28 protein-coding genes are annotated in these 23,859 nt (G+C 42.7%); 26 read left to right on the top strand and 2 right to left on the bottom strand.

The window, feature by feature from the left end; all coding sequences use genetic code 11:
- The first annotated feature begins 322 nt into the window (after positions 1-322).
- The 4 genes from BLR42_RS15200 (at position 323) to BLR42_RS15185 (ending at position 2,816) form a co-directional block, all read left to right on the top strand.
- Positions 323-1,081, top strand: coding sequence for a hypothetical protein (locus BLR42_RS15200; RefSeq protein WP_091870874.1), 759 nt, complete (start codon positions 323-325; stop codon positions 1,079-1,081).
- Positions 1,082-1,224: 143 nt separating this feature from the next.
- Entirely contained in the window at positions 1,225-1,629 is a 405-nt protein-coding gene (locus BLR42_RS15195) for a helix-turn-helix domain-containing protein (RefSeq protein WP_170832811.1), read from the top strand.
- Between the two features lie 168 nt (positions 1,630-1,797).
- Positions 1,798-2,376, top strand: a complete 579-nt coding sequence (locus tag BLR42_RS15190) for a hypothetical protein (protein ID WP_139165183.1) — start codon at positions 1,798-1,800, stop codon at positions 2,374-2,376.
- A 26-nt stretch (positions 2,377-2,402) separates the two neighbouring features.
- The gene (locus tag BLR42_RS15185) at positions 2,403-2,816 is read left to right on the top strand and encodes a polysaccharide deacetylase family protein (RefSeq protein ID WP_091870868.1); all 414 of its coding nucleotides are present in this window, start codon (positions 2,403-2,405) and stop codon (positions 2,814-2,816) included.
- Between the two features lie 58 nt (positions 2,817-2,874).
- On the opposite strand, the gene BLR42_RS15180 is transcribed toward BLR42_RS15185, so the two are convergent.
- Entirely contained in the window at positions 2,875-3,636 is a 762-nt protein-coding gene (locus tag BLR42_RS15180; protein WP_091870865.1) for a helix-turn-helix domain-containing protein, read from the bottom strand.
- A gap of 195 nt (positions 3,637-3,831) precedes the next feature.
- Between BLR42_RS15180 and BLR42_RS22865 the strand changes: the two genes are divergently transcribed.
- The 13 genes from BLR42_RS22865 to truA all read left to right on the top strand — a co-directional run bounded on the left by BLR42_RS22865 (position 3,832) and on the right by truA (position 14,595).
- On the top strand, positions 3,832-3,984 hold the full coding sequence (locus BLR42_RS22865; RefSeq protein ID WP_170832810.1) for a hypothetical protein: 153 nt from the start codon (positions 3,832-3,834) through the stop codon (positions 3,982-3,984).
- 6 nt (positions 3,985-3,990) lie between these two features.
- Positions 3,991-4,197, top strand: a complete 207-nt coding sequence (locus BLR42_RS15175; RefSeq protein ID WP_207648557.1) for a hypothetical protein — start codon at positions 3,991-3,993, stop codon at positions 4,195-4,197.
- Positions 4,198-4,259: 62 nt separating this feature from the next.
- Positions 4,260-4,871, top strand: a complete 612-nt coding sequence (locus BLR42_RS15170; RefSeq protein ID WP_170832809.1) for a rhomboid family intramembrane serine protease — start codon at positions 4,260-4,262, stop codon at positions 4,869-4,871.
- Between the two features lie 12 nt (positions 4,872-4,883).
- Positions 4,884-5,933, top strand: a complete 1,050-nt coding sequence (locus BLR42_RS15165) for an aminoglycoside phosphotransferase family protein (protein WP_091870861.1) — start codon at positions 4,884-4,886, stop codon at positions 5,931-5,933.
- Positions 5,930-6,676, top strand: coding sequence for an aminoglycoside adenylyltransferase domain-containing protein (locus tag BLR42_RS15160; RefSeq protein ID WP_091870857.1), 747 nt, complete (start codon positions 5,930-5,932; stop codon positions 6,674-6,676). Before BLR42_RS15165 ends, BLR42_RS15160 begins: the two co-directional genes overlap by 4 nt.
- Before the next feature lie 71 nt (positions 6,677-6,747).
- Positions 6,748-7,512, top strand: coding sequence for a class I SAM-dependent methyltransferase (locus BLR42_RS15155; protein WP_091870855.1), 765 nt, complete (start codon positions 6,748-6,750; stop codon positions 7,510-7,512).
- 38 nt (positions 7,513-7,550) lie between these two features.
- The gene (locus tag BLR42_RS15150; RefSeq protein ID WP_091870852.1) at positions 7,551-8,672 is read left to right on the top strand and encodes a DUF362 domain-containing protein; all 1,122 of its coding nucleotides are present in this window, start codon (positions 7,551-7,553) and stop codon (positions 8,670-8,672) included.
- 23 nt (positions 8,673-8,695) lie between these two features.
- Entirely contained in the window at positions 8,696-9,394 is a 699-nt protein-coding gene (locus tag BLR42_RS15145; protein ID WP_091870849.1) for a DNA alkylation repair protein, read from the top strand.
- A 114-nt stretch (positions 9,395-9,508) separates the two neighbouring features.
- Complete coding sequence (locus tag BLR42_RS15140) at positions 9,509-10,051, top strand: glutathione peroxidase (RefSeq protein ID WP_022763075.1); 543 nt, start codon at positions 9,509-9,511, stop codon at positions 10,049-10,051.
- 41 nt (positions 10,052-10,092) lie between these two features.
- Complete coding sequence (locus BLR42_RS15135; protein WP_091870847.1) at positions 10,093-11,277, top strand: aldo/keto reductase; 1,185 nt, start codon at positions 10,093-10,095, stop codon at positions 11,275-11,277.
- Positions 11,278-11,392: 115 nt separating this feature from the next.
- Entirely contained in the window at positions 11,393-13,135 is a 1,743-nt protein-coding gene (locus BLR42_RS15130; protein ID WP_091870844.1) for a putative bifunctional diguanylate cyclase/phosphodiesterase, read from the top strand.
- Positions 13,136-13,237: 102 nt separating this feature from the next.
- On the top strand, positions 13,238-13,843 hold the full coding sequence (gene thrH, locus BLR42_RS15125) for a bifunctional phosphoserine phosphatase/homoserine phosphotransferase ThrH (RefSeq protein WP_026498081.1): 606 nt from the start codon (positions 13,238-13,240) through the stop codon (positions 13,841-13,843).
- Positions 13,843-14,595, top strand: coding sequence for a tRNA pseudouridine(38-40) synthase TruA (truA, locus tag BLR42_RS15120; RefSeq protein ID WP_022763079.1), 753 nt, complete (start codon positions 13,843-13,845; stop codon positions 14,593-14,595). The genes thrH and truA overlap by 1 nt, the downstream gene beginning before the upstream one ends.
- 18 nt (positions 14,596-14,613) lie before the next feature.
- Here the strand turns inward: truA and BLR42_RS15115 are convergent, their stop codons facing one another.
- Positions 14,614-15,264, bottom strand: a complete 651-nt coding sequence (locus tag BLR42_RS15115; protein ID WP_091870841.1) for a hypothetical protein — start codon at positions 15,262-15,264, stop codon at positions 14,614-14,616.
- 331 nt (positions 15,265-15,595) lie between these two features.
- On the opposite strand from BLR42_RS15115, the gene BLR42_RS15110 reads away from it, so the two are divergent.
- The 9 genes from BLR42_RS15110 to ispG all read left to right on the top strand — a co-directional run bounded on the left by BLR42_RS15110 (position 15,596) and on the right by ispG (position 23,855).
- Positions 15,596-16,645, top strand: a complete 1,050-nt coding sequence (locus BLR42_RS15110; protein ID WP_091870838.1) for a polysaccharide deacetylase family protein — start codon at positions 15,596-15,598, stop codon at positions 16,643-16,645.
- Positions 16,646-16,663: 18 nt separating this feature from the next.
- Positions 16,664-17,644, top strand: coding sequence for a polymer-forming cytoskeletal protein (locus BLR42_RS15105; protein WP_242879363.1), 981 nt, complete (start codon positions 16,664-16,666; stop codon positions 17,642-17,644).
- Positions 17,644-18,336: a UMP kinase gene (gene pyrH / locus BLR42_RS15100; RefSeq protein ID WP_022763083.1), complete on the top strand. Its 693-nt coding sequence runs from the start codon at positions 17,644-17,646 to the stop codon at positions 18,334-18,336. The genes BLR42_RS15105 and pyrH overlap by 1 nt, the downstream gene beginning before the upstream one ends.
- A 24-nt stretch (positions 18,337-18,360) precedes the next feature.
- Complete coding sequence (gene frr, locus BLR42_RS15095) at positions 18,361-18,912, top strand: ribosome recycling factor (protein WP_091870835.1); 552 nt, start codon at positions 18,361-18,363, stop codon at positions 18,910-18,912.
- An 83-nt stretch (positions 18,913-18,995) separates the two neighbouring features.
- Complete coding sequence (locus BLR42_RS15090; RefSeq protein ID WP_091870833.1) at positions 18,996-19,724, top strand: isoprenyl transferase; 729 nt, start codon at positions 18,996-18,998, stop codon at positions 19,722-19,724.
- Positions 19,725-19,743: 19 nt separating this feature from the next.
- Entirely contained in the window at positions 19,744-20,571 is an 828-nt protein-coding gene (locus BLR42_RS15085; protein ID WP_091870830.1) for a phosphatidate cytidylyltransferase, read from the top strand.
- 16 nt (positions 20,572-20,587) lie between these two features.
- Positions 20,588-21,730, top strand: coding sequence for a 1-deoxy-D-xylulose-5-phosphate reductoisomerase (gene dxr / locus BLR42_RS15080; RefSeq protein ID WP_091870827.1), 1,143 nt, complete (start codon positions 20,588-20,590; stop codon positions 21,728-21,730).
- Positions 21,731-22,786 (top strand): RIP metalloprotease RseP, encoded by a 1,056-nt coding sequence (gene rseP, locus BLR42_RS15075; RefSeq protein WP_091870825.1) that lies wholly within the window; start codon positions 21,731-21,733, stop codon positions 22,784-22,786. It abuts the gene before it with no gap.
- Positions 22,787-22,796: 10 nt separating this feature from the next.
- A complete protein-coding gene (ispG, locus tag BLR42_RS15070; RefSeq protein ID WP_091870822.1) occupies positions 22,797-23,855 on the top strand; it encodes a flavodoxin-dependent (E)-4-hydroxy-3-methylbut-2-enyl-diphosphate synthase in 1,059 nt (352 codons plus the stop codon).
- The last annotated feature ends 4 nt before the right edge of the window (positions 23,856-23,859 follow it).

The following is a 23,859-nucleotide window of genomic DNA, read 5'->3' as shown; positions in this document are numbered from 1 at the left end:
TGCTTAGTACTTTGTTGTATTTTTTGTCGGGATCATAGATGGTTTGCCTCTCCAGAATGTAGATATCACCGTTCTTCTGAGGCTGACGTACTATTTTTGTTTTGATCTCTCCTGATGGTTTTGCTGGCATAAGGCACTCTCCTTATTTGAGTATATATTTATTATAATATATACTCAAATAAAAGTCAATACAAAAAGCGCTTAAATGTCAGTATTTTCAAGGATTTGCGCCATATGGCCAAGCAATAAAAATGAGTAAATAATCGTTTTGAGTATCTAATTTACGACTTTAGGGTTACTAAAGGAGGAACAAAAACGGTTAATGAAGATAAAGAAATGTGTAGAAGATAGGTTATCTTCAGCACCGGAAGGAACTCTAAGAATTACAAATTGCGGAAAGAGACCGCAGTATATGCTTTGTACAGGCAAGAATGAAAAGTGTAAAAGGCAGGGGGAGTACATAAGGCGAGAAAATAGCAATATAGTAAAGCCTCTTGCGCAGAAAGCATATGACAAGAGAATTAAAAGAATTGTTGACCGAAGACTTAAGCAACTGGAAAACATTTGCAATGAATATAAAGACGATGAACTACTGGAGATATACAATTCACAAAGTGATATAAGGAAAAACATGGTAGAACCTGTTGAAACCCCATTCGAGCAGAGAATTCAGAAGTGGAAGGAGGTTCCATATCAAGGGAAAGGATTTGCTGAAGGGGCTCCGGTGATACTTAGCAAAAAAGGAGAACGAGTACGATCAAAATCAGAGAAAATTTTGGCGGATACATTTTATGATATGGGAATTGAGTATAAATATGAGTGTCCACTGTTACTGAAAGGATATGGTACCATATATCCGGATTTTACATTGCTTAGTAAAAGAACCAGGAAAGAAGTATACTGGGAACATGATGGGAGAATGGATGATCCCGATTATGCAGATAAAGCTATTAGAAAAATAGATTCATATATTGCTAATGGAATAATTCCCGGAGACAGATTGATAGTAACCTATGAAACATCAAATTTTGTTTTAAGGGATGGGACAGTTAAAGAACTTATACATGCTGCCATATTATAAATACATAACAGTAAAACATTCTGATTCAACGCTAAGTTGTATTTTCTCCGAGAACAAGTTGTTAGGAATCCTCTTTGGTTTCTGCTAAATTGAAGTTATCAAAGATGCATCTATTGAAAAAAACTGAAAAGAGGTAAATGCATATGTCGTTAGGAAACAATATAAAAAAATATCGTCATGATTTAGGATATACGCAGGAAGAACTGGCAGGTATTCTTTGCATTACAAGCCAGGCCGTTAGCAAATGGGAGAGCGGGTCAGGGCTTCCTGATGTTACTCAGATAGTTCCGTTGGCACAGGCTTTAAACGTATCAACAGATGCATTGTTTGGATTTAATACTGAGATCTATGATGTGAATTTCGCAGAGGAAGTGGAGCAGAAAGCTAATACTCTTCGAGATAGTGGAGAACAGTCTCAGGGAGCTTTAAATGCAGTTCAATATTTGGATCAACAGTGCGAAGAGAATATATTTAATTATGGTATTATGACTAGCTTTGTTCAGGCTGTTGGGCATATGAGCCGCTATGTAAATCCAAATAATTCTTAGTACTCCGGGCTTATGGAGAATGATGGTAAGGAATGGAAACAGCTTATTAGGAGAACTGAAAACAGAGCGATGCAGGTTATTCGATACTCAGGAGATAAGGCGCTTGTGGATAAATGCCACTTTTCACTTGCATGGCTTTGCTGGCACTCAGGTGAATGGGAAAAGGGCATGCAGCATGTTGAAGCCCTTCCTTCTATCAGCAACAATATGCTTAAGGAAACGCTTCTACCATACTTTATAAGCATTGACACGGAAGAAGGCAGGGAGAATTGGAAGGGACAAATCCGTGACAATTATCAAAACTTCATAAGAGCTTTAAACAAGCAGATTTTATATACTGCTGAAAGTATGATGTGGGTCAGTCCATTAAATGAAGTCGAGGAAAAATGTTTTTGGGGATTATCCATCATGGACAAATTTATGGAAAATGAAAAGATGAAAGCGCATTGTCAGGGATATTATCGAGATACCTATAAGTTTTTAGTTGCAGCATATTTGAGGAATGATATGCCGGGGAAAGCTGCCGAGGAATGGAAGAAGCTATTAGGGAAAATTGATGAATATGTTGAATTCTGTTCTGAGATAAATAAGAAGGAACCAAAAGAAGTAGTGCGCATTTATGGCAATGCCGCCGCTCGCAATATGGAAATTTATACCAGAGAGTGGATAGACAGTAAATTACAGTTTATGCTTGGCCAACTTCGAAGCTGGAGTAAAGAAGATGTATTTTCTGAATTTGAAAAATAAGTCTAACGTTGTGATAAACGCCGCACATATTATATGTTGACTGTGTTATTGTCGGGAATCACAGTTATACTCATCCGCATTTCTCGGAGATTTCTTTTAATGAAGGAGTTAAGGAAATTGAAGAGTGCGAGAGGGTATTGGATGAATTATATAAAGAAGCCGGAGTTCAGAGGAAATACAGACCATTTCGATTTCCATACGGAGATAAAGGTGGAGAGAACAAAGAACTACTCCAAAAATATTTAGCTCAGCAAGGATTTGACAAAGTTGATGATACGAACATTCCTTATTCATGGTGGAAAGAAAGCGAGCTTGATAAGGATATAGATACACTTTGGACTTATGATTTTGCAGAGTACAATATCAGACCTGACAGTGGCTTTACGATGGATGAATGCCTTATGAAAGGCGTTGAATTTGTGGCACCGGAATTTAAGTAAAAGCAAAAAAGTCCGTTTCAAGCGAAAATGAAACGGACTTTTTGATACTTTATTTGGATCAGTTTTCACATAATCTATGTAGGCGTCCTTTGATCACATACAAAAATAGTGCAATAAGACAAGCATAAAACAGCGTCAATACACATACTGCCAAAGTGGGGCCTATGGTTTCAGGTTGGGAGAGATTCTGCATAGTAAGCACAAAACCAATGAGACTGGAGATTGCGCCTGCAAGAATTGTAATCTTTATTCCCAATCCTATAGCATCTGCAGATCTTTGTCCCAATGCCGGAAGTTCTTCCGAAGAAACTGACTTGTGTGCGAATGTAAGTTTAATGCCTCTGAAGAAATTGTAAAACTGTCCTGATGCCGCAAGACCTATAAGCTGAATCCCAAGAACAGCAAACAGAGAAGGTGCATCAATAAACCATATCACCTGACCGACACCGCCTGATATTATGACTATAATATATAGAAACATTACCAGAAGAATGAGCCCTATAACAGTCCCGATAACTCGGCCTTTTTCCTTTTTCTTTTCATTTTCATTGTCTTTAATAAGCTGTACCATATTGTCTTCCGCCTTTCCGTTATAATTCTCTGTGGTCAGGTGCTCGCCGGATAATAGTTCGTTGATATTTATCTCCAGAACTCTGCACAAATCAGGCATGATTGAAGTGTCGGGCATTCCGCGGCCATTTTCCCATTTTGAAACCGTTTTGTCGCTAACGCCAATTTCATCAGCAAGTTGTTTCTGGGTAAGACCTTTTTCTTTCCGTAAATCGCATATGAACATTCCGGTTTTCGTCTGATCTAGCATAAATGCCTCCTATCCACAGGTTTTTGGTTACAACTATAGCGTAAAGCAGATACATTATCATTGTAACCCTACGCAAAGGAAAGTGACTATACCCTGGCGCTACATTGTGCTCTACTAACCGTAGAGATACAAGATTTAGCATGATATTATAAGAACAAAAAGTTTGCCGGCAGACAGAAGCATGATGAACATTGGATGAAATCATATAACGACTTTGCGGTTCAATATGAAAATGGCATGACAATTATGGAGATTGTGGCTAAAGGCACAAACAGCCGCAGGACTGCATATAGGTATAAGGCATACTATGAGGAATTGAAAAAGATGCAGGAAGAAGCAGGCAGATAGGAGTATATGGAAAAAGGGAACCAGGGAAGAAATGTGTCTGTAATAAAGGATGCAGATGGAAACAATATTGTCATGATAAATGACATTATTTTTAAAGGAAAACGGTCAATTGATTGGGATGATGTGGAAAAATATCTGAAGGATTATGTGGGTGTATTTTATAAAAATGCAGAGACTAACAATGTTGTATATTTTGGAAAAGCTTGGCTTTGAGCTTTTAAAGGAAGAAGATGGCTTTAGATTCTATAGAATCGAAAAAGAATGAATAGATGTTTATGAGTAAGATTTGTAAAAACAGTTTTGCAGCAGTGATAAGTATAATTTTTGTGGCAGTTTTCCTGGTCAATTTGGTACTATCACGAAAATACAATTTGATTATGATTGCTTTTACCGGTGGCGGAAAACTTGTGGATTTATTGGGAGCATCGCAGGAGACTCTTTTTAATAAACGGGAGCTTTATAGATTAGTTACTTACGGATATTTGCATCCAACTGTATGGCATCTGGCAGCCAATGTTTATGCACTATGGTATGTGGGTTTATATATTGAGAAAAAATTGAGTAAGCCATTCATTTGTCTTATATATCATGTCGGACTATTTGTTTCGGGAGCAGTTTTTTTGTTGATATTTCCGAATGGATACATGTATGGCGCATCTCCGGCTATATTTTGTTTTCTTGGATTGATGGCTATGTGGTTTATCAGGGATAGTTCGTTACTGCATGAATATAAGGAATTATGTGGGAATCGTTACCTGCTATTCTATATGATTCTATCTAATTTCCTTGGGTTAGGAACATTTGTTGTTCATTTAACAGGATTTTGTGTGGGATTATTATTGGGATTTGTTGTAAAGAAAAAGAGAAATGCGGAATTTCAAGTTTAAAGGGGATAAACAATGACAGAAGAACAATGTTCAGAGAATCATTTGGCTATTACAGATCTGTTTACGAATTATTCTCAGAAAGGATATGCGTTAGGCAGGGTGATTGGCGATATTTTGCCGGTATCCGGCGGCTTAATGCACAAAATGTTTAAGGTTCAGACTGATAAGGGAACCTATGCGGTAAAGTGCCTGAATCCGGAAATTATGAAGAGGCCGGGAGCTTTTGATAATTATGGAAGGGCGGAAGCTTTGGAAGCTATCCTTGAGGACAATGACATTCCGATAGTTTCGGCTTTATCTTTTAAAGGCAAAAAGATGCTGAAAGCAGATGGCAGATATTTTTACATCTTTAAATGGCAGGAAGGCCAAATAACAGACTGGAACAATATTTCAGAAGAGCAGTGTTATAAAGTTGGGGAGATACTTGGAAAAATACATGCTATTGATCCGAAAAATGATGAGGAATCTGATCCAGAACTATCAGAAATAGATTTTAGAAGATATTTGAAAAAGGCTAAAGAAAAAGAATGCAGCATCGCATCTCTGCTTGAAGAAAGCATCGAGATTCTTGAAACTGCGCAGGATAAACTAAATGAAGCAAGAAAAAAGCTTCCACCGATGCAGGTAATCAGCGATGATGACATGGATCCAAAGAATATTATGTGGGATAAGGGCGAGCCTTTCGTAATTGACCTGGAGTGCCTGGGCTATAGTAATCCAATCGCATCTTGCCTTGAGCTTTCACTACAATGGGCAGGAGCAGTTAATCAGAAATTCAGCAGTGAGAATTTGGCAGCTTTTTATAAAGGTTATTTGAATGCCTATGATAACGGTTTCAGAGCCTACGATGAACTTTGCGGGATAGCTTATACATGGGTGGAATGGCTTGAATATAATCTCAGGCGTGCACTGGCAATGGAAGGCGATACCGATGAGGATATAAAAGCAGGAGAGATTGAAGTTGCAAACACAATTGGCAGAATCAGGTATCTGTACTCCATAGAGAAGGATATCTGTGCGGTGCTAGGTGAACTTCCTGCGCCAGAGAAAGGAATGGTATGAAGGAACTATTATACAAATTTGTCAGGAAATCGCGGGAGATTTTACAAGATAATCTGACAGGCATTTATTTACACGGTTCAGCCGTGATGGGATGTTTTAACCCTGAAAAGAGTGATCTGGATCTGATTGTGGTCGTGAATGAACCTGTGCAGGATGACGTAAAGCGAAGATTCATGGATATGGTCGTGGTAGTTAATGAGGAAGGTCCTGCTAAGGGCATTGAGATGAGCATTGTAACGAAAAATGTGTGCAAGCCCTTTGTTTATCCTACGCCCTTTGAACTTCATTTTTCAGAAATGCACAAAGGATGGTATAGGGACAATCCGAAAGATTATATCCTGAAGATGAAGGGATCAGACAAGGACTTAGCGGCTCATTTTACTATAATCAGTAAACGAGGTAAGTGCCTGTTCGGACTACCTATAGAAGACGTTTTTGAACCTGTTCCTAAGGCTGATTATCTGGACTCGATATGGGAAGATATAGCTGAAGCACAGGAGGACATCATAGATAGCACGATGTACACTACTCTTAATCTAGCAAGAGTGTTGGCATACAAGAAAGAAGAACTGATTCTCTCCAAAAAGGAAGGCGGGGAATGGGCTCTTGATAACGTTCCCGAAGAGTATCATACACTTATTAGAGCGGCTATGTGTGAATATGCTGATGCCGCGAAAACCGCTTACGATCATGCTCTCGCAAAGCGATATGCGGAATATATGTTACGTGAAATACAGAACTGAAAAAAGTAGTTCGTTTCAGAGAGAAGACACAATTCTAAGGGAATAACCGGAGTGGAGAAAGGAGACAGGAGATGGAATTCAGAAAAGTATTTGATACTATACCGGAGCAGTTTGATAAGTACCGCCCGAGGTATAGCCCGGAACTGTTTGATTATTTGGTAAGCTATGCAGAGATTGGCCCAGGGAAGTCAGCTCTGGAGCTTGGCCCCGGAACCGGTCAGGCAACGGAACCTGTTTTGAAGACAGGATGTGATTATCATGCCATAGAACTCGGTGAACATCTTTATCAGAAGATGAAAGAGAAGTTTGGACAGTATGAGAATTTCCATATCGTAAATGATGACTTCATTACCCATGATTTCACAGATGAAAAATATGATCTCATATACTCTGCAGCAACCATACAATGGATTCCGGAGGAGATAGCTTTCTCAAAGACTTTTGATTTACTTAAGCCCGGCGGAATCCTGGCGATGATGATGACAAAATCTGATTACAAGACCTCAAATGAAGAACTCTATAGCAATATTCAAAAGGTTTACGATGAATATTTTAAGCCGGAGACAGAGTATAAACATGGTTCATTTCGATACGAGAATGCAGTGGATTACGGCTATGTGGATTTTGAAAAGCACGAGTTTTATGGTCAGCGCGTGTTTACAGCAGACGAGTATGTAGCCTTTTGCGGAACTCACTGTGACCACATAGTGCTCCCGGAGCCTTATAAAACAAAATTTTATGAAGGAATAAGGAGCGCGGTTATTGAAGCCGGAAATAGGGTTGTTTTTGATGACACATATGTTTTATATATGGCAAGGAAACGTTATAATATTTAATAGGGCAAAATTGATTTTTTATGTCAGGAGGTTTCTTTATGGGCAAGGCAAAGGTATATTTCACGGATTTTAGAACAAAACTGGATCAGAGCCAGGGCGTAAAGCTTCAAAAGCTGATCCGCAAGGCAGGAATCGGAGATATTGATTTTGAAGGAAAATTTGTTGCAATCAAGATGCATTTCGGAGAGCTTGGCAACTTTTCCTATTTAAGACCAAACTATGTGAAGGCGGTTGCAGATGTCATCAAGGAACTTGGAGGTAAGCCGTTCCTGACAGACTGTAATACGCTGTATCCCGGAAGCCGCAAGAACGCGGTTGATCATCTGTACAATGCGGAGGTCAACGGTTTTAACAGTGTGACAACCGGATGCTATGTTATCATCGCAGACGGCCTCAAGGGCACTGATGAAGCTACAGTTCCGGTGCCGAACGGAGAGTACTGTAAGGAAGCATATATTGGAAGAGCTCTTTACGATGCGGATGTTATTATCTCGCTTTCGCACTTCAAGGGTCATGAGATGACAGGCTTTGGCGGAGCTATCAAGAACATCGGTATGGGCGGCGGGAGCCGCGCAGGAAAAATGGTTCAGCATAACGATGGCAAGCCTATAGTGCATCCCGACCTTTGCAGAAGCTGTAAGCAGTGCGCTAAGGAGTGCGGCTCGGATGCAATCTCATATGAAACCGGTAAAGCCGTAATAAATCAGGACCTTTGTAAAGGCTGCGGACGCTGCATCGGTGCCTGCGCTTTTGATGCCATATCGAATCAGAGTGGAACGGCTCTTGAATCCCTATGTTCGAAGATGGCTGAATACACGGCAGCTATCTGCAACGGAAAGCCCTGCTTCCACATCTCGCTTATCATGGATGTATCACCAAACTGCGATTGCCATGGTGAAAATGATGCGCCGATTCTTCCCAATATCGGAATGCTTGCATCTTTCGATCCGGTGGCTCTTGATCAGGCTTGCGCCGATCTTTGCCAGCAGGCAGAGCCTATAAGAAACAGCCAGCTTGGCGACCACCTTGCACAGGAGGGATGGCATCATCACCATGATCACTTCCTTGATTCCAATCCCAATGTTAAGTGGAAAGAGACGCTTGAGCACGGAGAAAAGATTGGGCTTGGTACAAGAGAGTACGAGCTGATAAGAGTTTAAGCAGATCATTCACTGGGGGAAACATGAGCAAAATTTCAGAAGAGATAAGAGAAGAACTCTTTAAATTGCAGGACGAAAAATATCGCGATTTTCAGGTAAAACTGATTCCCGGAAAGGACACCGAAGTAATGATCGGTGTCCGGACACCGGATCTTAGAAAGTATGCGAAGCAACTTTATAAAAGGGAAGATATTGAGGATTTTCTGACAGACCTTCCTCACAAATATTTTGATGAGGATCAGATACATGCCTTCGTGATATCCGAGATAAAGGACTATGGAAAATGCATAGAGGAGGTGGAAAGGTTCCTGCCGTATGTTGATAACTGGGCAACCTGTGACCAGATGTCACCAAAGGTCTTTAAGAAAAATAAGACAGAGCTTCTTTCTGCTATAAAAAAATGGATTACTTCAGACAAAACCTACACCATCAGATTCGGGACCGGTATGCTCATGCAGCATTTCCTGGATGACGATTTTGATATATCATATCCGGAAATGGTAGTTAATATCAGGTCTGACGAGTACTACGTTAATATGATGACCGCATGGTATTTTGCAACAGCCCTTGCGAAACAGTATGATGCGATACTTCCGTTTATAGAAGAAAAACGTCTCGAGCCCTGGACTCACAATAAAGCAATCCAGAAATCAGTCGAAAGTTATCGGATTACACCCGAGCAGAAGGAGTACCTGAAAAGCTTGAAAATCCGGACAAAATAGAGTTTGAAAATAAAACTCTTGACAATAAAGATTGCGCGCAATATAATAGCATTAAATTAAGACGATAATTTATTGCTATCAACGCAACAGTTTTTATTTATGGAGGTTTATACCATGGGATTTTATGATTTTTCAGTAACTAACGCACAGGGCGAAGAGATTTCAATGGAGAACTTTAAGGGAAAAGTTGTTCTTGTTGTAAACACAGCTACCGGATGCGGTTTTACACCTCACTACAAGGATATCGAGGATATGTATGAGAAGTTCCACGATCAGGGCTTTGAAGTTGTAGATGTTCCCTGCAATCAGTTTGCAGGCCAGACACCCGGAACAGACGATGAGATTCACGAGTTCTGCCAGCTTCATTACAACACAAAGTTCCCTCAGATGAAGAAGTCTGATGTCAACGGAGAGAATCAGCTTCCGCTCTTTAAGTATCTCAAGGAGCAGAAGGGGTTTGAAGGCTTTGGCAAAGGACCCGCAGCACTTGCAATGGGCGTAATGCTTAAGAAGATTGATAAGGATTACAAGAACAATCCTGACATCAAATGGAACTTCACAAAGTTTGTAGTAGACAGAAACGGTGAGGTTGTTGCACGCTTCGAGCCCACTGAGAAGATGGAAAACGTCGCAGCATGCGTTGAGAAGCTCATTTAATAGTACGACCCCTTTTTGCAATATGGGAGGAGAAGGTGACTATGAAGTATAGGAAAAACCGAAATGGGGAAGAAATCTCAGCTCTCGGATTCGGATGCATGCGTTTTCAGAAAAATGCAACCGGCGGTATTGATATGCAAAAGGCGAACGATCAGATAATGAGAGCCTTTGAGCAGGGTGTTAACTACTATGATACCGCCTATATCTATTCCGGAAGTGAAGCAGCAATAGGTGAGATTTTTGAGAAAAATAATATCAGGGATAAAATCAATATAGCGACAAAGCTGCCGCAATATCTTATAGCCAGTAGGGAAGCTATAGATAAATATTTCAAAGAGCAGCTTTCCAGGCTTCGTACGAATTATATCGACTATTATTTAATGCACATGCTCACAGATATTGAAGCTTGGGAGAAACTAAAGAGGCTGGGAATTGAGGACTGGATTGCCGAAAAGAAGGCTTCGGGTGAGATAAGAAACATCGGTTTCTCATTCCATGGCAATTCCGATATGTTCATAGAAATCTTAAATGCCTATGACTGGGACTTCTGCCAGATTCAGTACAACTACCTTGATGAGGTATCACAGGCGGGAAGAAAGGGCATTGAGGCAGCAGGAGAGAAGGGAATTCCGGTTATCATCATGGAACCTCTTCGCGGAGGAAAACTGGTTAATCTCCTTCCCGAGAAAGCCAAGAGACTCATCGCCGAAGATGAAAAACACAGAACCGCGCCGGAGCTGGCATTCAGGTGGCTTTGGGATCAGCCTCAGGTAACCTGTATCCTTTCCGGAATGAACAGCCTTGAAATGGTTGATGAAAACTGCCGCGTGGCATCGGATGCGGAAGTGGGCGATTTTACTGAAAAGGATTTTGCTCTTATCGAACAGATAAAGAACAGTATCAATGAGTCAATGAAGGTTGGCTGCACGGGCTGCGGCTACTGTATGCCATGCCCAAGAGGTGTGGATATTCCCACTGCTTTCAGATGCTATAACACGATGTACACCGAAAATAAGAATTCCGGCAGATGGGAGTATATGCAGACCATAGGATTGCAGAAGAAGCCGGCGCTTCCCACTCAGTGCATCGGCTGTGGAAAATGTGAGAGTCACTGTCCTCAGCACATACACATAATAGAGGAGCTTAAGAACGCCGACAAAGCGCTTAGACCGCTTCCTTACAAGGTTGCGATATGGGCTGCAAGTAAGTTTCTTTACAGAAAATAATTATTGTTTTTTTATTTCAAGTTAATTCTTTTATCATTCCGCATAGGCTACAATTTAAATGGCGGTATGGGTTTTGAAATGCCATACTTAGCGTTTTCTTATGAGGGGGTAGCGGATGACTGAAGTTAAGAAAAGAACAAGAAGTAAAGCTGTAAAGATGAAAGACGGAGGTATTCCCCAGGGAGTACCGGCCGGATTTTTCATATACAATGCCGAGGATTCGGGAAAAATAGTTTTTGCGGATGAAAATATAGTAAAGCTCTACGAATGCGATTCACTGGACGATTTCATGAACCTTACCGGCGGGTGTTTTAGTGGAATGGTCTATTCTGAGGACTACGGAGCAACCCAGGGAGCCATAAGCAAGCAGACCGTTTTTGGTGCCATGCGACACGATTACGTGCGTTATCGGATACAGACCAAGAGCGGGAAACTCAGATATGTAGAGGATTTTGGTCACCTTGTCCATGCTGAGGGCGGGGTGAGCTATTACTATGTCTACATAGTGGATATAGATCAGAACGAATATTACAACAATAATAAGAACAGCTACGCCGAGTCACAGGTTCTTGAGATGAATCAGGAGATGGATTCTCTCACCGGAATGTGGAATCAGGCGCACTTCTATCAGGTTGTTCAGGAAAAAATGACGGATATGGAAATCAGAAGACAGGGAATAACCGTCATTTATTTCGATCTTAATCATTTCAAGCTTTTTAATGAAAAATACGGATTCCAGAAGGGTGACGAGCTCTTGTACGATATTGCAAGACTTCTGTGGCACTCTTTTTTGGAGCGCATGGTTGCGAGATTTTCCGAGGATCATTTCGTGGTATGTACCTTTTCAAGAGATGTTGAATCAACGGTACTTAAGATTCACGATGATGTGGCCAAACTTGTTCCGGGTGCAAAGCTTGAGATAAAGGCAGGCATCTATAAGGTTGAACAGGACTGCAACGATATCGGCCTTGCCTGTGACCATGCAAGGCTTGCGTGCAAGAATATCAAGAAAAGATATGACATACCATATGCTTTTTATAACGAGGATATTCATTCCAAGCTTCAGATGCAGCAGTTTGTCCTCGATAATATCGATGATGCTGTGGAGAATGAGAATATCAAGGTGTTCTATCAGCCCGTGATTCGTACCAGAACCGGAGAAATCTGCGGTTATGAGGCTCTTGCAAGATGGAAGGATCCCGAGAAGGGACTGATCCCGCCGGGTGGCTTTATTGAAATTCTCGAGGAACACAGACAGATCCACAAGCTTGATATGTTCATGGTAAAAAAGGTCTGCGAGGACTATGCCGACCTCAGGGACAGAGGCGAGATGCTTGTTCCTGTTTCCATAAACCTTTCAAGGCTTGATTTCAACCTCTGCAATGTCATTGATGAGATTGAAAAATACAGAAATGAAGTAGAAATGCCGGTAAATATGCTGGATATTGAAGTTACCGAGAGTGCCCTCATGGAGGATGATGCGCTTATAAAAAGAGAAATCGATCACTTCAGGGAGCTTGGCTATCAGGTATGGATTGATGATTTCGGAAGCGGTTATTCTTCCCTGACCACGATCCTTGACTACAAGTTTGATACGCTAAAACTTGACCTTGCCTTCTTAAGGCAGTATGACAGGAATCCAAAGGCCGGAACCGTACTCGGTTTTATTATCCAGGCCGCACACAGCCTCGGACATGTCACTTTGACAGAGGGTGTGGAGACCGAAGAACACTTCGAGTTTTTGAAAACAATCGGTTGTGATAAAGCCCAGGGCTATCATTTCGGAAAACCGCAGCCCATGGAAGAAAGCAGAAAACATACGACTTTCCAGGGAATGACATGGGAAAAATGCAGATAAAATGCTGATTTTATATTCATTTTTTCAAAATATATGGTAAACTACTTAACAATAACGCCTTCCCCCTGGGGGAAGGCACAATAGTACGAGGAGGATGAAAAAATGTACGTTACCTGTTTGGATTTGGAAGGTGTTTTGGTTCCTGAGATATGGATTGCTTTTGCTGAAGCATCAGGAATTCCCGAACTTAAGAGAACCACAAGAGACGAACCTGATTACGACAAACTCATGAAGTGGAGAATCGGAATTCTTAAGGAGCACGGGCTTGGACTTAAGGAGATTCAGGACACTATTGCAACAATTGATCCCCTGCCGGGTGCAAAAGAGTTTCTTGATGAACTCAGATCTATAACACAGGTTATTATTCTTAGCGATACATTCACACAGTTTGCAACACCTCTTATGAAAAAACTCGGATGGCCTACAATTTTCTGCAACAGTCTTGAAGTTGCGGATAACGGCGAAATCACGAATTATAAGATGCGCTGCGAAAAGGGTAAACTCACAACTGTCAAGGCTCTTCAGAGCATAGGATTCGAAACCATCGCAAGCGGAGACAGCTTTAACGACCTTGGAATGATCGAGGCCAGCAAGGCAGGTTTCCTTTTCAGAACAACAGATCAGATTAAGAAGGATTATCCTCAGTTCCCTGCATTCGAGACCTACGACGAACTGCTCGGAGCAATTAAGGAACAACTCAAGGCTTAATGAAAAGAAATTATAAATTCACACTCAGCTATGATGGAACCAGGTTCTTTGGCTGGGAGAGACAACCGAATAAAGACATGACCATCCAGGGCAAGCTCGAAGCAGTTCTTACCAGAATGGTGGGACTCCCGGAGGGAGAATCTGTCCAGGTCATTGGCGCCGGACGAACAGATGCCGGAGTTCATGCCAGGGCTATGACGGCTAATGCTATGCTTGATACAGATCTTACGGAAGAAGAGATTCAGAACTATATGAATCAGTATCTTCCGGAGGATATCAGCATCAATGATGTCAGAGCTTGCGCTGAGAGGTTTCACAGCAGATATAACGCCCTGGGGAAGACTTACAGATACACCTGTTATTTTGGCAATTCCAAGCCGGTATTCGACAGGAAGTATGTCACTGTTCTTGAGAACAAACCAGATGTGGAGCTTATGAAAAAAGCGGCCGAATATATAATCGGAACGCATGATTTTAAGAGTTTTTGCGGGAATACCAAGATGAAAAAGTCCACGGTAAGATGCGTGGACAATATCAAAATCGAGGAGAGCGGCCCTCAGATAAGGTTGTATTTCCACGGAAACGGCTTTTTACAAAACATGGTCAGAATAATGACGGGAACTCTTCTTGAGGTTGGCTATGGCAACATAAAACCTGAGGAGATGAAGGACATCATAGAAGCCTGCGACAGACAAAAAGCGGGCCCCACGGCACCGCCGCAGGGCTTATGTCTCATGAAGGTTGATTATTGAGATAGGACGCCCGCCAATTTACATGTCACTGGCTACTGAATAGGTAATTAGATAATTGTCATATTCGGGATGAAGCTGACCGAGTTCCTGGGTGTTGGAACTGCCGCTTCTTAAGGAGTAAGCGCTGTCGCCGAGATTCACGTGATCGAAGGCAACAGGGGAACCATCCTTGAAAAATATGGTTCTTACATTTACAAGACTGGTATCCTCGGAGGAGTAGTTTGTACCGGTTACTTCAAGCACACCTTCCTGTGATTCCACATCAACATTGACAGAGTCATATTTGCAGTCTTCTGTGATGCCGGTCATAAGGGTATAGGAATAGCTTGAAACGTCCTTTAATTCCGAGTTTTTGAACTGACCATAGAGAATAAAGGACTGGCCGTTTTTGATTGCCGAAGCACTGTCGTATACGGTTTTAATCGGATTCCCGTTTCCTCCAACGGCAAAGAATTTTGCAACTACCGACAGATCTTTTCCGGATTTGTTTGTTGCTATCACAACATATTCACTGTGCAGATTATCGGAGTCCATGATAAGATACTCGCCGTTGATCTGCAGACCGTCTGTCAAACCCTGCCCGCTGGCTGCCGTAATTGTAAATGAAGAATTTGCGAAAATGCTGATAAAAACAGCGATTGTGATAATAATTCCGTAGATTTTCCTCATACCCCTTTTCCTCCTGTTTCTTTGGTGTAATTAGAATAGCAAACGATAATAAATCCACCATAAAGGAAATCTAAAAAATCTATATACTGGGGGCTTTTCGGCTTACAAAATTTTTGCCTTATCTTTAGTACTTTTTTACACTTGACAACAGAAACACAGGACAGGACTTAAGGCATGAAATCTAAGTGCATTTTTCTCTTTTTGTACCCTTTAAAATATGATATAATCTTGTTTGGCTATGTAGGTAGCATGGGAGGCTGTGGAAGAAGTTTTTTTGCGTGGCCCGGCTGCCTTTTAGACATAACAGCAAGTTGGAAATGTGGTAATTATTATGGCAACGAATACGGGGGGTCACGGACAGAGCACGGATCGTTCCCGGAGAATCCGTTTTTTAAGAAGACTGATTCTCGTATCCATTGCAGCTTCATGCCTCATTCCCACCGGTTTTTGCATTTTCCTTGTGATCAAAAATATTCGTACCAATAAGATGCTTGATAAGGCGAAATCTGAACTTAGCTGGTACGAGGAGCATTTCGGGGAGGAGACGCTTGCCGGCGGAGATCCTGATAATCCTGACGCAGATGCATCTGAAGATGAGACGGCAGATATAGTTGTACAGGAGACGAATGAGACAGAGGATGACACTCCGGAGGTTGATCCTGAGATCAGTAGCGGAGTTGCCGGTGAGGATGCTAAGTCCACAGAGGATGAATCATCTGATGAGGCGCCGGATGGAGAGCAGGAGGAATGGGACGGCATAAGAAGAGTTTATATAACCTTTGATGACGGGCCCAGTTCATCAACAAATCAGATACTTGATATTCTTGACAGCTATGGGGTTAAAGCGACGTTTTTCGTAACCGGTAAGGAGGGTGAAGAGAACGAGAAGCTTTACAGGCGTATAGCAGCGGGCGGTCATACACTGGGGATGCATTCATACAGCCATAAATACAGTGAGTTGTACGAATCACTCGAAAGCTTTTCGGCTGATTTACATAAACTACAAACATATTTATATGAGACAACAGGTGTCTGGTCAGAGTATTACAGATTCCCCGGAGGAAGCTCCAATACTGTGAGCAGGGCTCCGATGGATCAATTGATAAATTATCTTGACCTTGAGCACATTACATATTTTGACTGGAATGTGGCCAGCAGTGATGACAGCGGCATCAATAAAGATGTGATAGTTGCCAACGTCATGACCGGGGTGCCTAAATTCCATGAAGCGATAATACTGCTTCATGATGCGGCGGATAAGCCCGCGACAGTGGAGGCGCTGCCTGAAATTATCGAACAGGTTCAGGCGCTTGATAACACAGTGATAGTTCCGATAACGGATGATACGTTACCGGTTCAACATATCAGCAATTCTCAGTAAGGAACGGAGGAAAGAGAAATGGGATTTTTTTCAGAGCTGAAAAGTGATCTCTCTCAGGCTGCAAGGACAATAATGCCTGAGGAAGGTGAGGAAGCTAAGATCCTGGATGCAACTGCGGAAAAGGAAGCTGCTTCAGAAGAAGTTGAAACAGCTAAGACCAAGACAGAGGCAGAGGTTAAGAAGGATCTGAACGATATGCTTGATCACCTTGACGATATTAAGCTCGACGAGGGTGAGTCAGAAGAGTCTTCTGAAGAGGTCATCGAGACCGAGGAAGAGACTGTAGCAGAGGTTGTGATTCCACAGGAGCCTGAAGCAGAGGGGGAAATTTTCGAGGAGCCTGAGGATGTTATTGAGGACCTCAGCACAATCGAGGAGGAAGAGGAGGATACAGTAGCAGATCTTTCAGCTTCACTTAGTGCAATTGAGTCAATTGCAAAGGAGAAGACAGAGGAGATGCCTGTATACCAGGAGAGAAAGACAACAAATTATAATAATGGGGGATTTGGATCAATGGACATTCAGCAGCAGACACCTACAGATGAAGTAGCCAGCATTACAGAGGGTATGAAAATAGTTGGTAATCTTGAGACAACAGGCTCACTCGACCTTGTTGGTAAGATTACAGGTAACGTAACCTGTCTCGGTAAGCTCAACGTAACAGGTGAGGTTGAGGGTGATTCCAAGGCAGCAGAGATCTATGCAGAGGCAGCCAGAATCACAGGTGAAGTTAGAAGTAACGGAAGCGTTAAGATCGGACAGAGTACAGTAGTTATCGGTAACATCTATGCTACAAGCGCAGTTATCGCAGGTGCTGTAAAGGGTGACATCGATGTTCCCGGTCCTGTAGTTCTTGATACTACTGCAATCGTTATGGGTAACATCAAGTCTCAGTCAGTACAGATCAACAACGGTGCCGTTATCGAAGGTAACTGCTCTCAGTCTTATGCTGAGGTTAATCCTTCCGCATTCTTTGATGGACTTAAGGGACAGAAATAATGAGAATACTTTTAAAACTTAGTGGTGAAGCACTTGCCGGACCTAACAAAACCGGCTTTCATGAAGAGACAGTTCGCGGAGTAGCACTCCAGGTTAAAAAGCTTGTAGATGACGGAGTTGAAGTAGGTATCGTCATCGGAGGCGGTAATTTCTGGAGAGGACGCACAAGCGAGAATATCGACCGCGTAAAAGCAGATCAGATCGGCATGCTCGCTACAATCATGAACTGCATTTATGTGTCTGAGATTTTCAGAAGCGTAGGTATGATGACAAACATTCTCACACCTTTTGAATGTGGTTCATTTACCAAGCTTTTCTCGAAGGATAGAGCAAATAAATATTTTTCAAAGGGAATGGTTGTATTCTTTGCCGGCGGCACAGGACATCCCTATTTCTCAACAGATACGGGATCAACTCTCAGAGCTATCGAGATCGAGGCAGACGTTATCCTTCTTGCCAAGGCTATCGATGGAGTATATGACAGCGATCCTGCTACCAATCCGAACGCTAAGCGCTATGACACAATAAGCATTGACGATGTGGTTGCACAGAATCTGCAGGTTGTTGATATGACAGCGTCCATCATGGTTAAAGAGAATCATATTCCTATGAGAGTATTCGCTCTTCAGGAAGAAAATAGTATAATAAAGGCAGCAAGTGGCAACTTCAACGGAACCACTGTTACCGCATAAAAAAATAATCCGGAGGATAAGTGTATGAATGAAAAAGTTAAAATCTACGAAGAGAAAATGACGAAGGCTTTTGATTTCCTTGCGCAGGAGCTTGCTTCTATTCGTGCAGGACGCGCTAATCCGCATGTTCTTGATAAACTCAAGGTGGATTATTACGGAACACCCACACCTATTCAGCAGGTTGGTAACGTTTCCATTCCCGAGGCGCGCATGATTCAGATAGCACCCTGGGATAAGAGTCTTATCAAAGATATTGAGAAGGCTATACTTGCATCCGACATCGGTATCACACCCAGCAATGACGGCGCAGTTATCCGTCTTATCTTCCCTGAGCTCACAGAGGAGCGCAGAAAGCAGCTGGCTAAGGATATCAAGAAGAAAGGTGAGGATGCTAAGGTTGCAGTAAGAAATATTCGTCGTGACGGAAATGATTCCTTTAAGAAATTAAAGGGCACCGACATTTCAGAGGATGAGATTGCTGAACTTGAAGAAGATCTTCAGAAGATGACCGATAAGTTCGTTAAGAAGATTGACGAAGCGGTTGAAGAAAAGAGCAAAGAGGTAATGACAGTCTGATTTCGGAACCTCTTTATTCAAAATTATAAGAAAAAGAGCCTGTGGGTTACAGCACAGGCTCTACTTTATAGGAGTAATCTTATATGGAAGAAAACACAAAAATACCACAACATGTCGCTATAATACTTGATGGTAACGGCCGATGGGCCAAAGCAAAGGGCCTTCCCCGAAACTACGGACACAAACAGGGAGCTAAGGCTGTAGAGGATATCCTTGTTGTTGCAAGAGATATGGGCATTAAATATTTGACAGTGTATGCTTTCTCTACAGAAAACTGGAACAGACCCGAGACTGAAGTTACAGCCCTGATGATGATACTCAGACAGTATCTTAAGAGCAGTATCAAGAAGTCAATGAAGAACAACGTACGTTGTCAGGTTATCGGCGAGCGCAGCAAGCTCTCAGCCGACATTCAGGATGCAATCAATGAGCTTGAGACCGCAACTGCAGGTAACACCGGTCTCACTTTTACTATAGCAATTAACTACGGAAGCCGTGATGAAATTGTACGCGCTGTCAGAGAAATCTCACAGGAGTGCAGCGATGGCAAAATTGCGGCGGCTGATATAACAGAGCAGATGATATCGGAGCATCTGGATACTTCGAATATCCCGGATCCCGATCTTCTTATCCGCACCTGCGGAGAGCAGCGCCTCAGTAATTTCTTATTATGGCAGTGCGCTTATACAGAGTTTTACTACACAGATATTGCATGGCCCGATTTTGACGAAGCAGAGCTTCAGAAAGCGGTGGATGCGTATGCAGGCAGAAACCGTAAGTTTGGCGGTTTGAAAACAGAGCCGGAAGAGTAAAACATAAAAGGGGAAATATATGAAGACTAGAGTAATAAGCGGAGCAGTACTGGTAGTTCTGCTTATATTGACGCTTGTGAGCGGCGGTTATGTGACTGCAGGAGTTTTGCTCTTTGTATCACTTGTTGGATACCATGAACTTTCAGGTGCTTTGAAGGTTCGCGCTGCAGATGAAAAGATGAACCTTCCGGAGATAACCGGAATGGCTGCGGTAACTCTTTATTACATACTGCTTTTGTTGAAGGGCGGAGATATGCTCTTTTTAGTGGTAGTAATAATGTCGCTTTTTGCGGCAGAGGCTGTTATTTTCGTTTTTTCATATCCGAAATATAAAGCCAATCAGATGATCGGATCCGTATTTTCGTTTATATATGCACCGGTGATGCTCTCGTTTATTTATCTGCTGAGGGCGAAGCCGGAGGGGCACTTACTTGCATGGATTCCGTTTGTTGCATGGATATGTGATACCTGTGCCTATTTTGCAGGCAGTGCTTTCGGCAAGCATAAGCTTTGCCCGCTTCTTTCTCCAAAGAAGACTATCGAAGGAGCCGTGGGAGGCGTGCTTGGAAGCGTTGTGGCAGGAGTTATCTTTGGATACGTTTATTCTAAATATACAGATACAACACTTTCCGCGCAGATTTGCATGACAAGCTTTGCCATTATCACATTTGTGGCGGGTTGTCTGTCTCAGGTGGGAGACTTGATCGCCTCCGGAATCAAAAGGGAGCATGATATCAAGGACTACGGTAAACTCATCCCGGGACACGGCGGTATTATGGACAGATTTGACAGTGTGATTTTTATCACTCCCGCCATCTATTTCCTGGCACTTCTGTTTATAAAGTAAATTACGAGGTAAATTTATGAGAAAAATTGTACTACTCGGTTCAACCGGTTCCATAGGAACGCAGACTCTTGATGTTGTAAGAGCCAATCCCGACGGACTTAAAATTGTCGGCATAGCTGCAAACAGAAGCGTTGACAAGGTTGAACAGCAGGTAAGGGAATTCAGACCCAAGTATGTGGCAATGTATGATGAGGATGCCGCAAAAGACCTTAAGATAAGACTATCCGACATGCCTGTTAAGATATTATCCGGTATGGACGGACTTGTTGAAATATCACAGGTAGAGGAAGCAGATACTGTTCTTACAGCTGTTGTCGGCATGATCGGTATACGTCCCACCATGGCCGCAATTGAAAGCGGCAAGGACATAGCGCTTGCCAACAAAGAGACACTCGTCACCGCAGGTCATATCATTATGCCTCTTGCGGAAAAAATGAACGTGAAGATCCTTCCCGTTGACAGTGAGCACAGTGCAATTTTTCAATCACTTAACGGCGAGCCGAAAAGCAAACTCGAGAAGATACTTCTTACGGCATCGGGCGGTCCCTTCAGAGGGAAAAAGCGCGAAGAACTTACAACCATGACAGTGGATGATGCTTTAAAGCATCCCAACTGGGATATGGGCGTAAAGGTTACAATCGATTCCGCATCCCTTGTAAATAAGGGCCTTGAGGTTATGGAAGCAAGATGGCTTTTTGATGTATCACTTGATCAGATACAGGTTATCATTCAGCCTCAGAGTATAATCCATTCAATGGTACAGTTCGTTGACGGAGCTGTAATGGCACAGCTTGGCGTTCCGGATATGAAGCTGCCTATTCAGTATGCACTTTTCTATCCCGACAGAATGCCTATGGATGAAAAGAGGCTAGATTTCTTTGAGCTTTCTCAGATTACTTTTGAGAAGCCCGATACGGATACTTTCCTTGGATTAAAACTGGCTTATGATGCTGCCAGAGCAGGCGGAAGTATGCCTACAGTATTCAACGCGGCCAATGAGATGGCTGTTAAGAAGTTCGTAAACAGGGAGATTAAATTCCTTGATATTTACGAGATGATTTCGAGTGCGATGTCTCACCATCAAATAATTGAGAACCCTAATCTTGAGGAGATTCTCATGGCTGAGGCTGACACTTACAAATATCTGGAGAATAAATAAATGCTTGTTAGTTTAATAATCTTTTTTGTAATTTTCGGAATACTTGTCACCACCCATGAACTGGGCCATTTCCTTATTGCCAAGGCAAACGGCATAAGAGTTTTGGAATTCATGATAGGAATGGGACCTGCGATTTTTAAAAAGCAGAGAGGTGAGACATTATATAGCATAAGGCTTATCCCTTTCGGCGGAGCCTGCAGATTTGAAGGCGAGGATGATATAGACGGAGAAGATCATGGTTATGATGAGCGTTCTTTCCCCAATGCTAATGTATGGGCTAGAATCGCGGTACTCTTCGGAGGTCCCTTCTTCAATTTCATCACTGCAATTATTCTTGCGGTAGTTGTAGTTGCCAATTCACCCTGGGCATTCCCGGTGGTATCAGGTATCACGGATGAGAACTCCGCAGCTGCAGAGGCAGGACTTCAGGAGGGAGACCTCATTGTAAAAGTCGACGGCGAAAGAATTCATCTTGCTTCCGAAGTTACACTCATATCTCAGTTCAGCAAGGGCGGAGTTATGCAGATCGATTACGAGCGCGACGGACAGCTCTACCACACAGAACTTACGCCTCATTATGATGAGGAGCAGGGCAGATTTTTTATGGGAATCTACCTCGGAAAATATGAGAGGGTTACAGGACCAAAGGTTCTTGCTTATGCATGGTACGATGTTCTTTATTACTTTAAATCTACTTACAGAAGTCTTGCACTTTTGATACAGGGAAGATTGTCACTCGGTGACGTATCCGGTCCCGTCGGAATGGTGAAAATTGTTGACGATACCTACGAAGCGGTAAGCCCGTATGGATTATCTTCAGTTATACTTACAATGCTTGAACTTTTGATACTGTTATCCGTTAACCTCGGAGTGATGAACCTCCTTCCGCTTCCGGCTCTGGATGGCGGAAGACTTGTGTTCCAGTTCGTCGAGGTTCTGCGCGGAAAGCCCGTTCCGAGAGAGAAGGAAGGCATGGTTCACCTCGTCGGAATGGTAGTTCTTATGGCCTTCATGCTTGTTGTAGTCATAAGTGACGTATCTAAATTCATGAAGTAAGGAGGCACCCATGGCATACAGAGACAACACCAAAGTAGTCCACATCGGTAACAAGGTCATCGGCGGCGGCAACCCGATTATGATCCAGTCCATGACCAATACACCCACTGAGGATGTAGAGAAAACCGTAGCACAGATACTTGCTCTTGAGGCGGCAGGCTGTGACATTGTTCGCAGTACTGTTCCGAATCAGGAAGCGGCAAATGCAATTAAAGAGATAAAGAAGCGCATACATATTCCGCTGGTGGCAGATATCCATTTTGATTACAAAATGGCGATTGCCGCTATGGAGAATGGCGCAGATAAGATAAGAATAAATCCCGGAAATATCGGTTCAAAGGATAGAATTGAAGCAGTTGTTAAAACCGCGAAGGAGAGGAACATCCCCATTAGAGTCGGTGTTAACAGCGGTTCCCTTGAAAAGGAACTTGTAGAAAAATACGGCGGCGTAACAGCAGAGGGCCTTGTGGAGAGCGCTCTTGATAAGGTTGGAATTATCGAGGACTTCGGCTATGACAACCTTGTTATCAGCATCAAATCTTCCAATGTTATGCTGTGCATAGATGCACACAAAAAGCTCGCAGAAAAGACAAACTATCCGCTTCATGTAGGTATTACCGAGGCAGGAACTCTTTACGGAGGAAATATCAAGTCCTCGATCGGACTCGGAATTATCCTTAACGAGGGCATTGGCGATACAATCCGCGTATCCCTTTCAGGTGATCCTACAGAGGAGATCCGCACTGCCAAAATGATACTTAAGACACTTGGCCTTAGAAAGGGCGGAATCGAAGTGGTTTCCTGCCCCACATGCGGAAGAACCAAGATCGACCTCATCGGACTTGCAAATGAAGTTGAGAAAATGGTTCAGGAATTCCCGCTGGATATCAAGGTTGCGGTTATGGGCTGTGCAGTAAACGGCCCCGGTGAAGCCAGAGAAGCCGATATAGGCGTGGCTGGCGGTATCGGTGAGGGGCTCCTTATCAAACGCGGCGAAGTAATTAGAAAAGTTCCGGAGGCTGAGCTCATCAGCGCCCTGCGCGATGAACTTGTTCATTGGAACGATTAATATA

It is taken from the genome of Butyrivibrio sp. INlla16, assembly GCF_900104155.1.
GTDB lineage: Bacteria > Bacillota > Clostridia > Lachnospirales > Lachnospiraceae > Butyrivibrio.
This window is presented reverse-complemented; position numbering and strand designations above follow the sequence as displayed.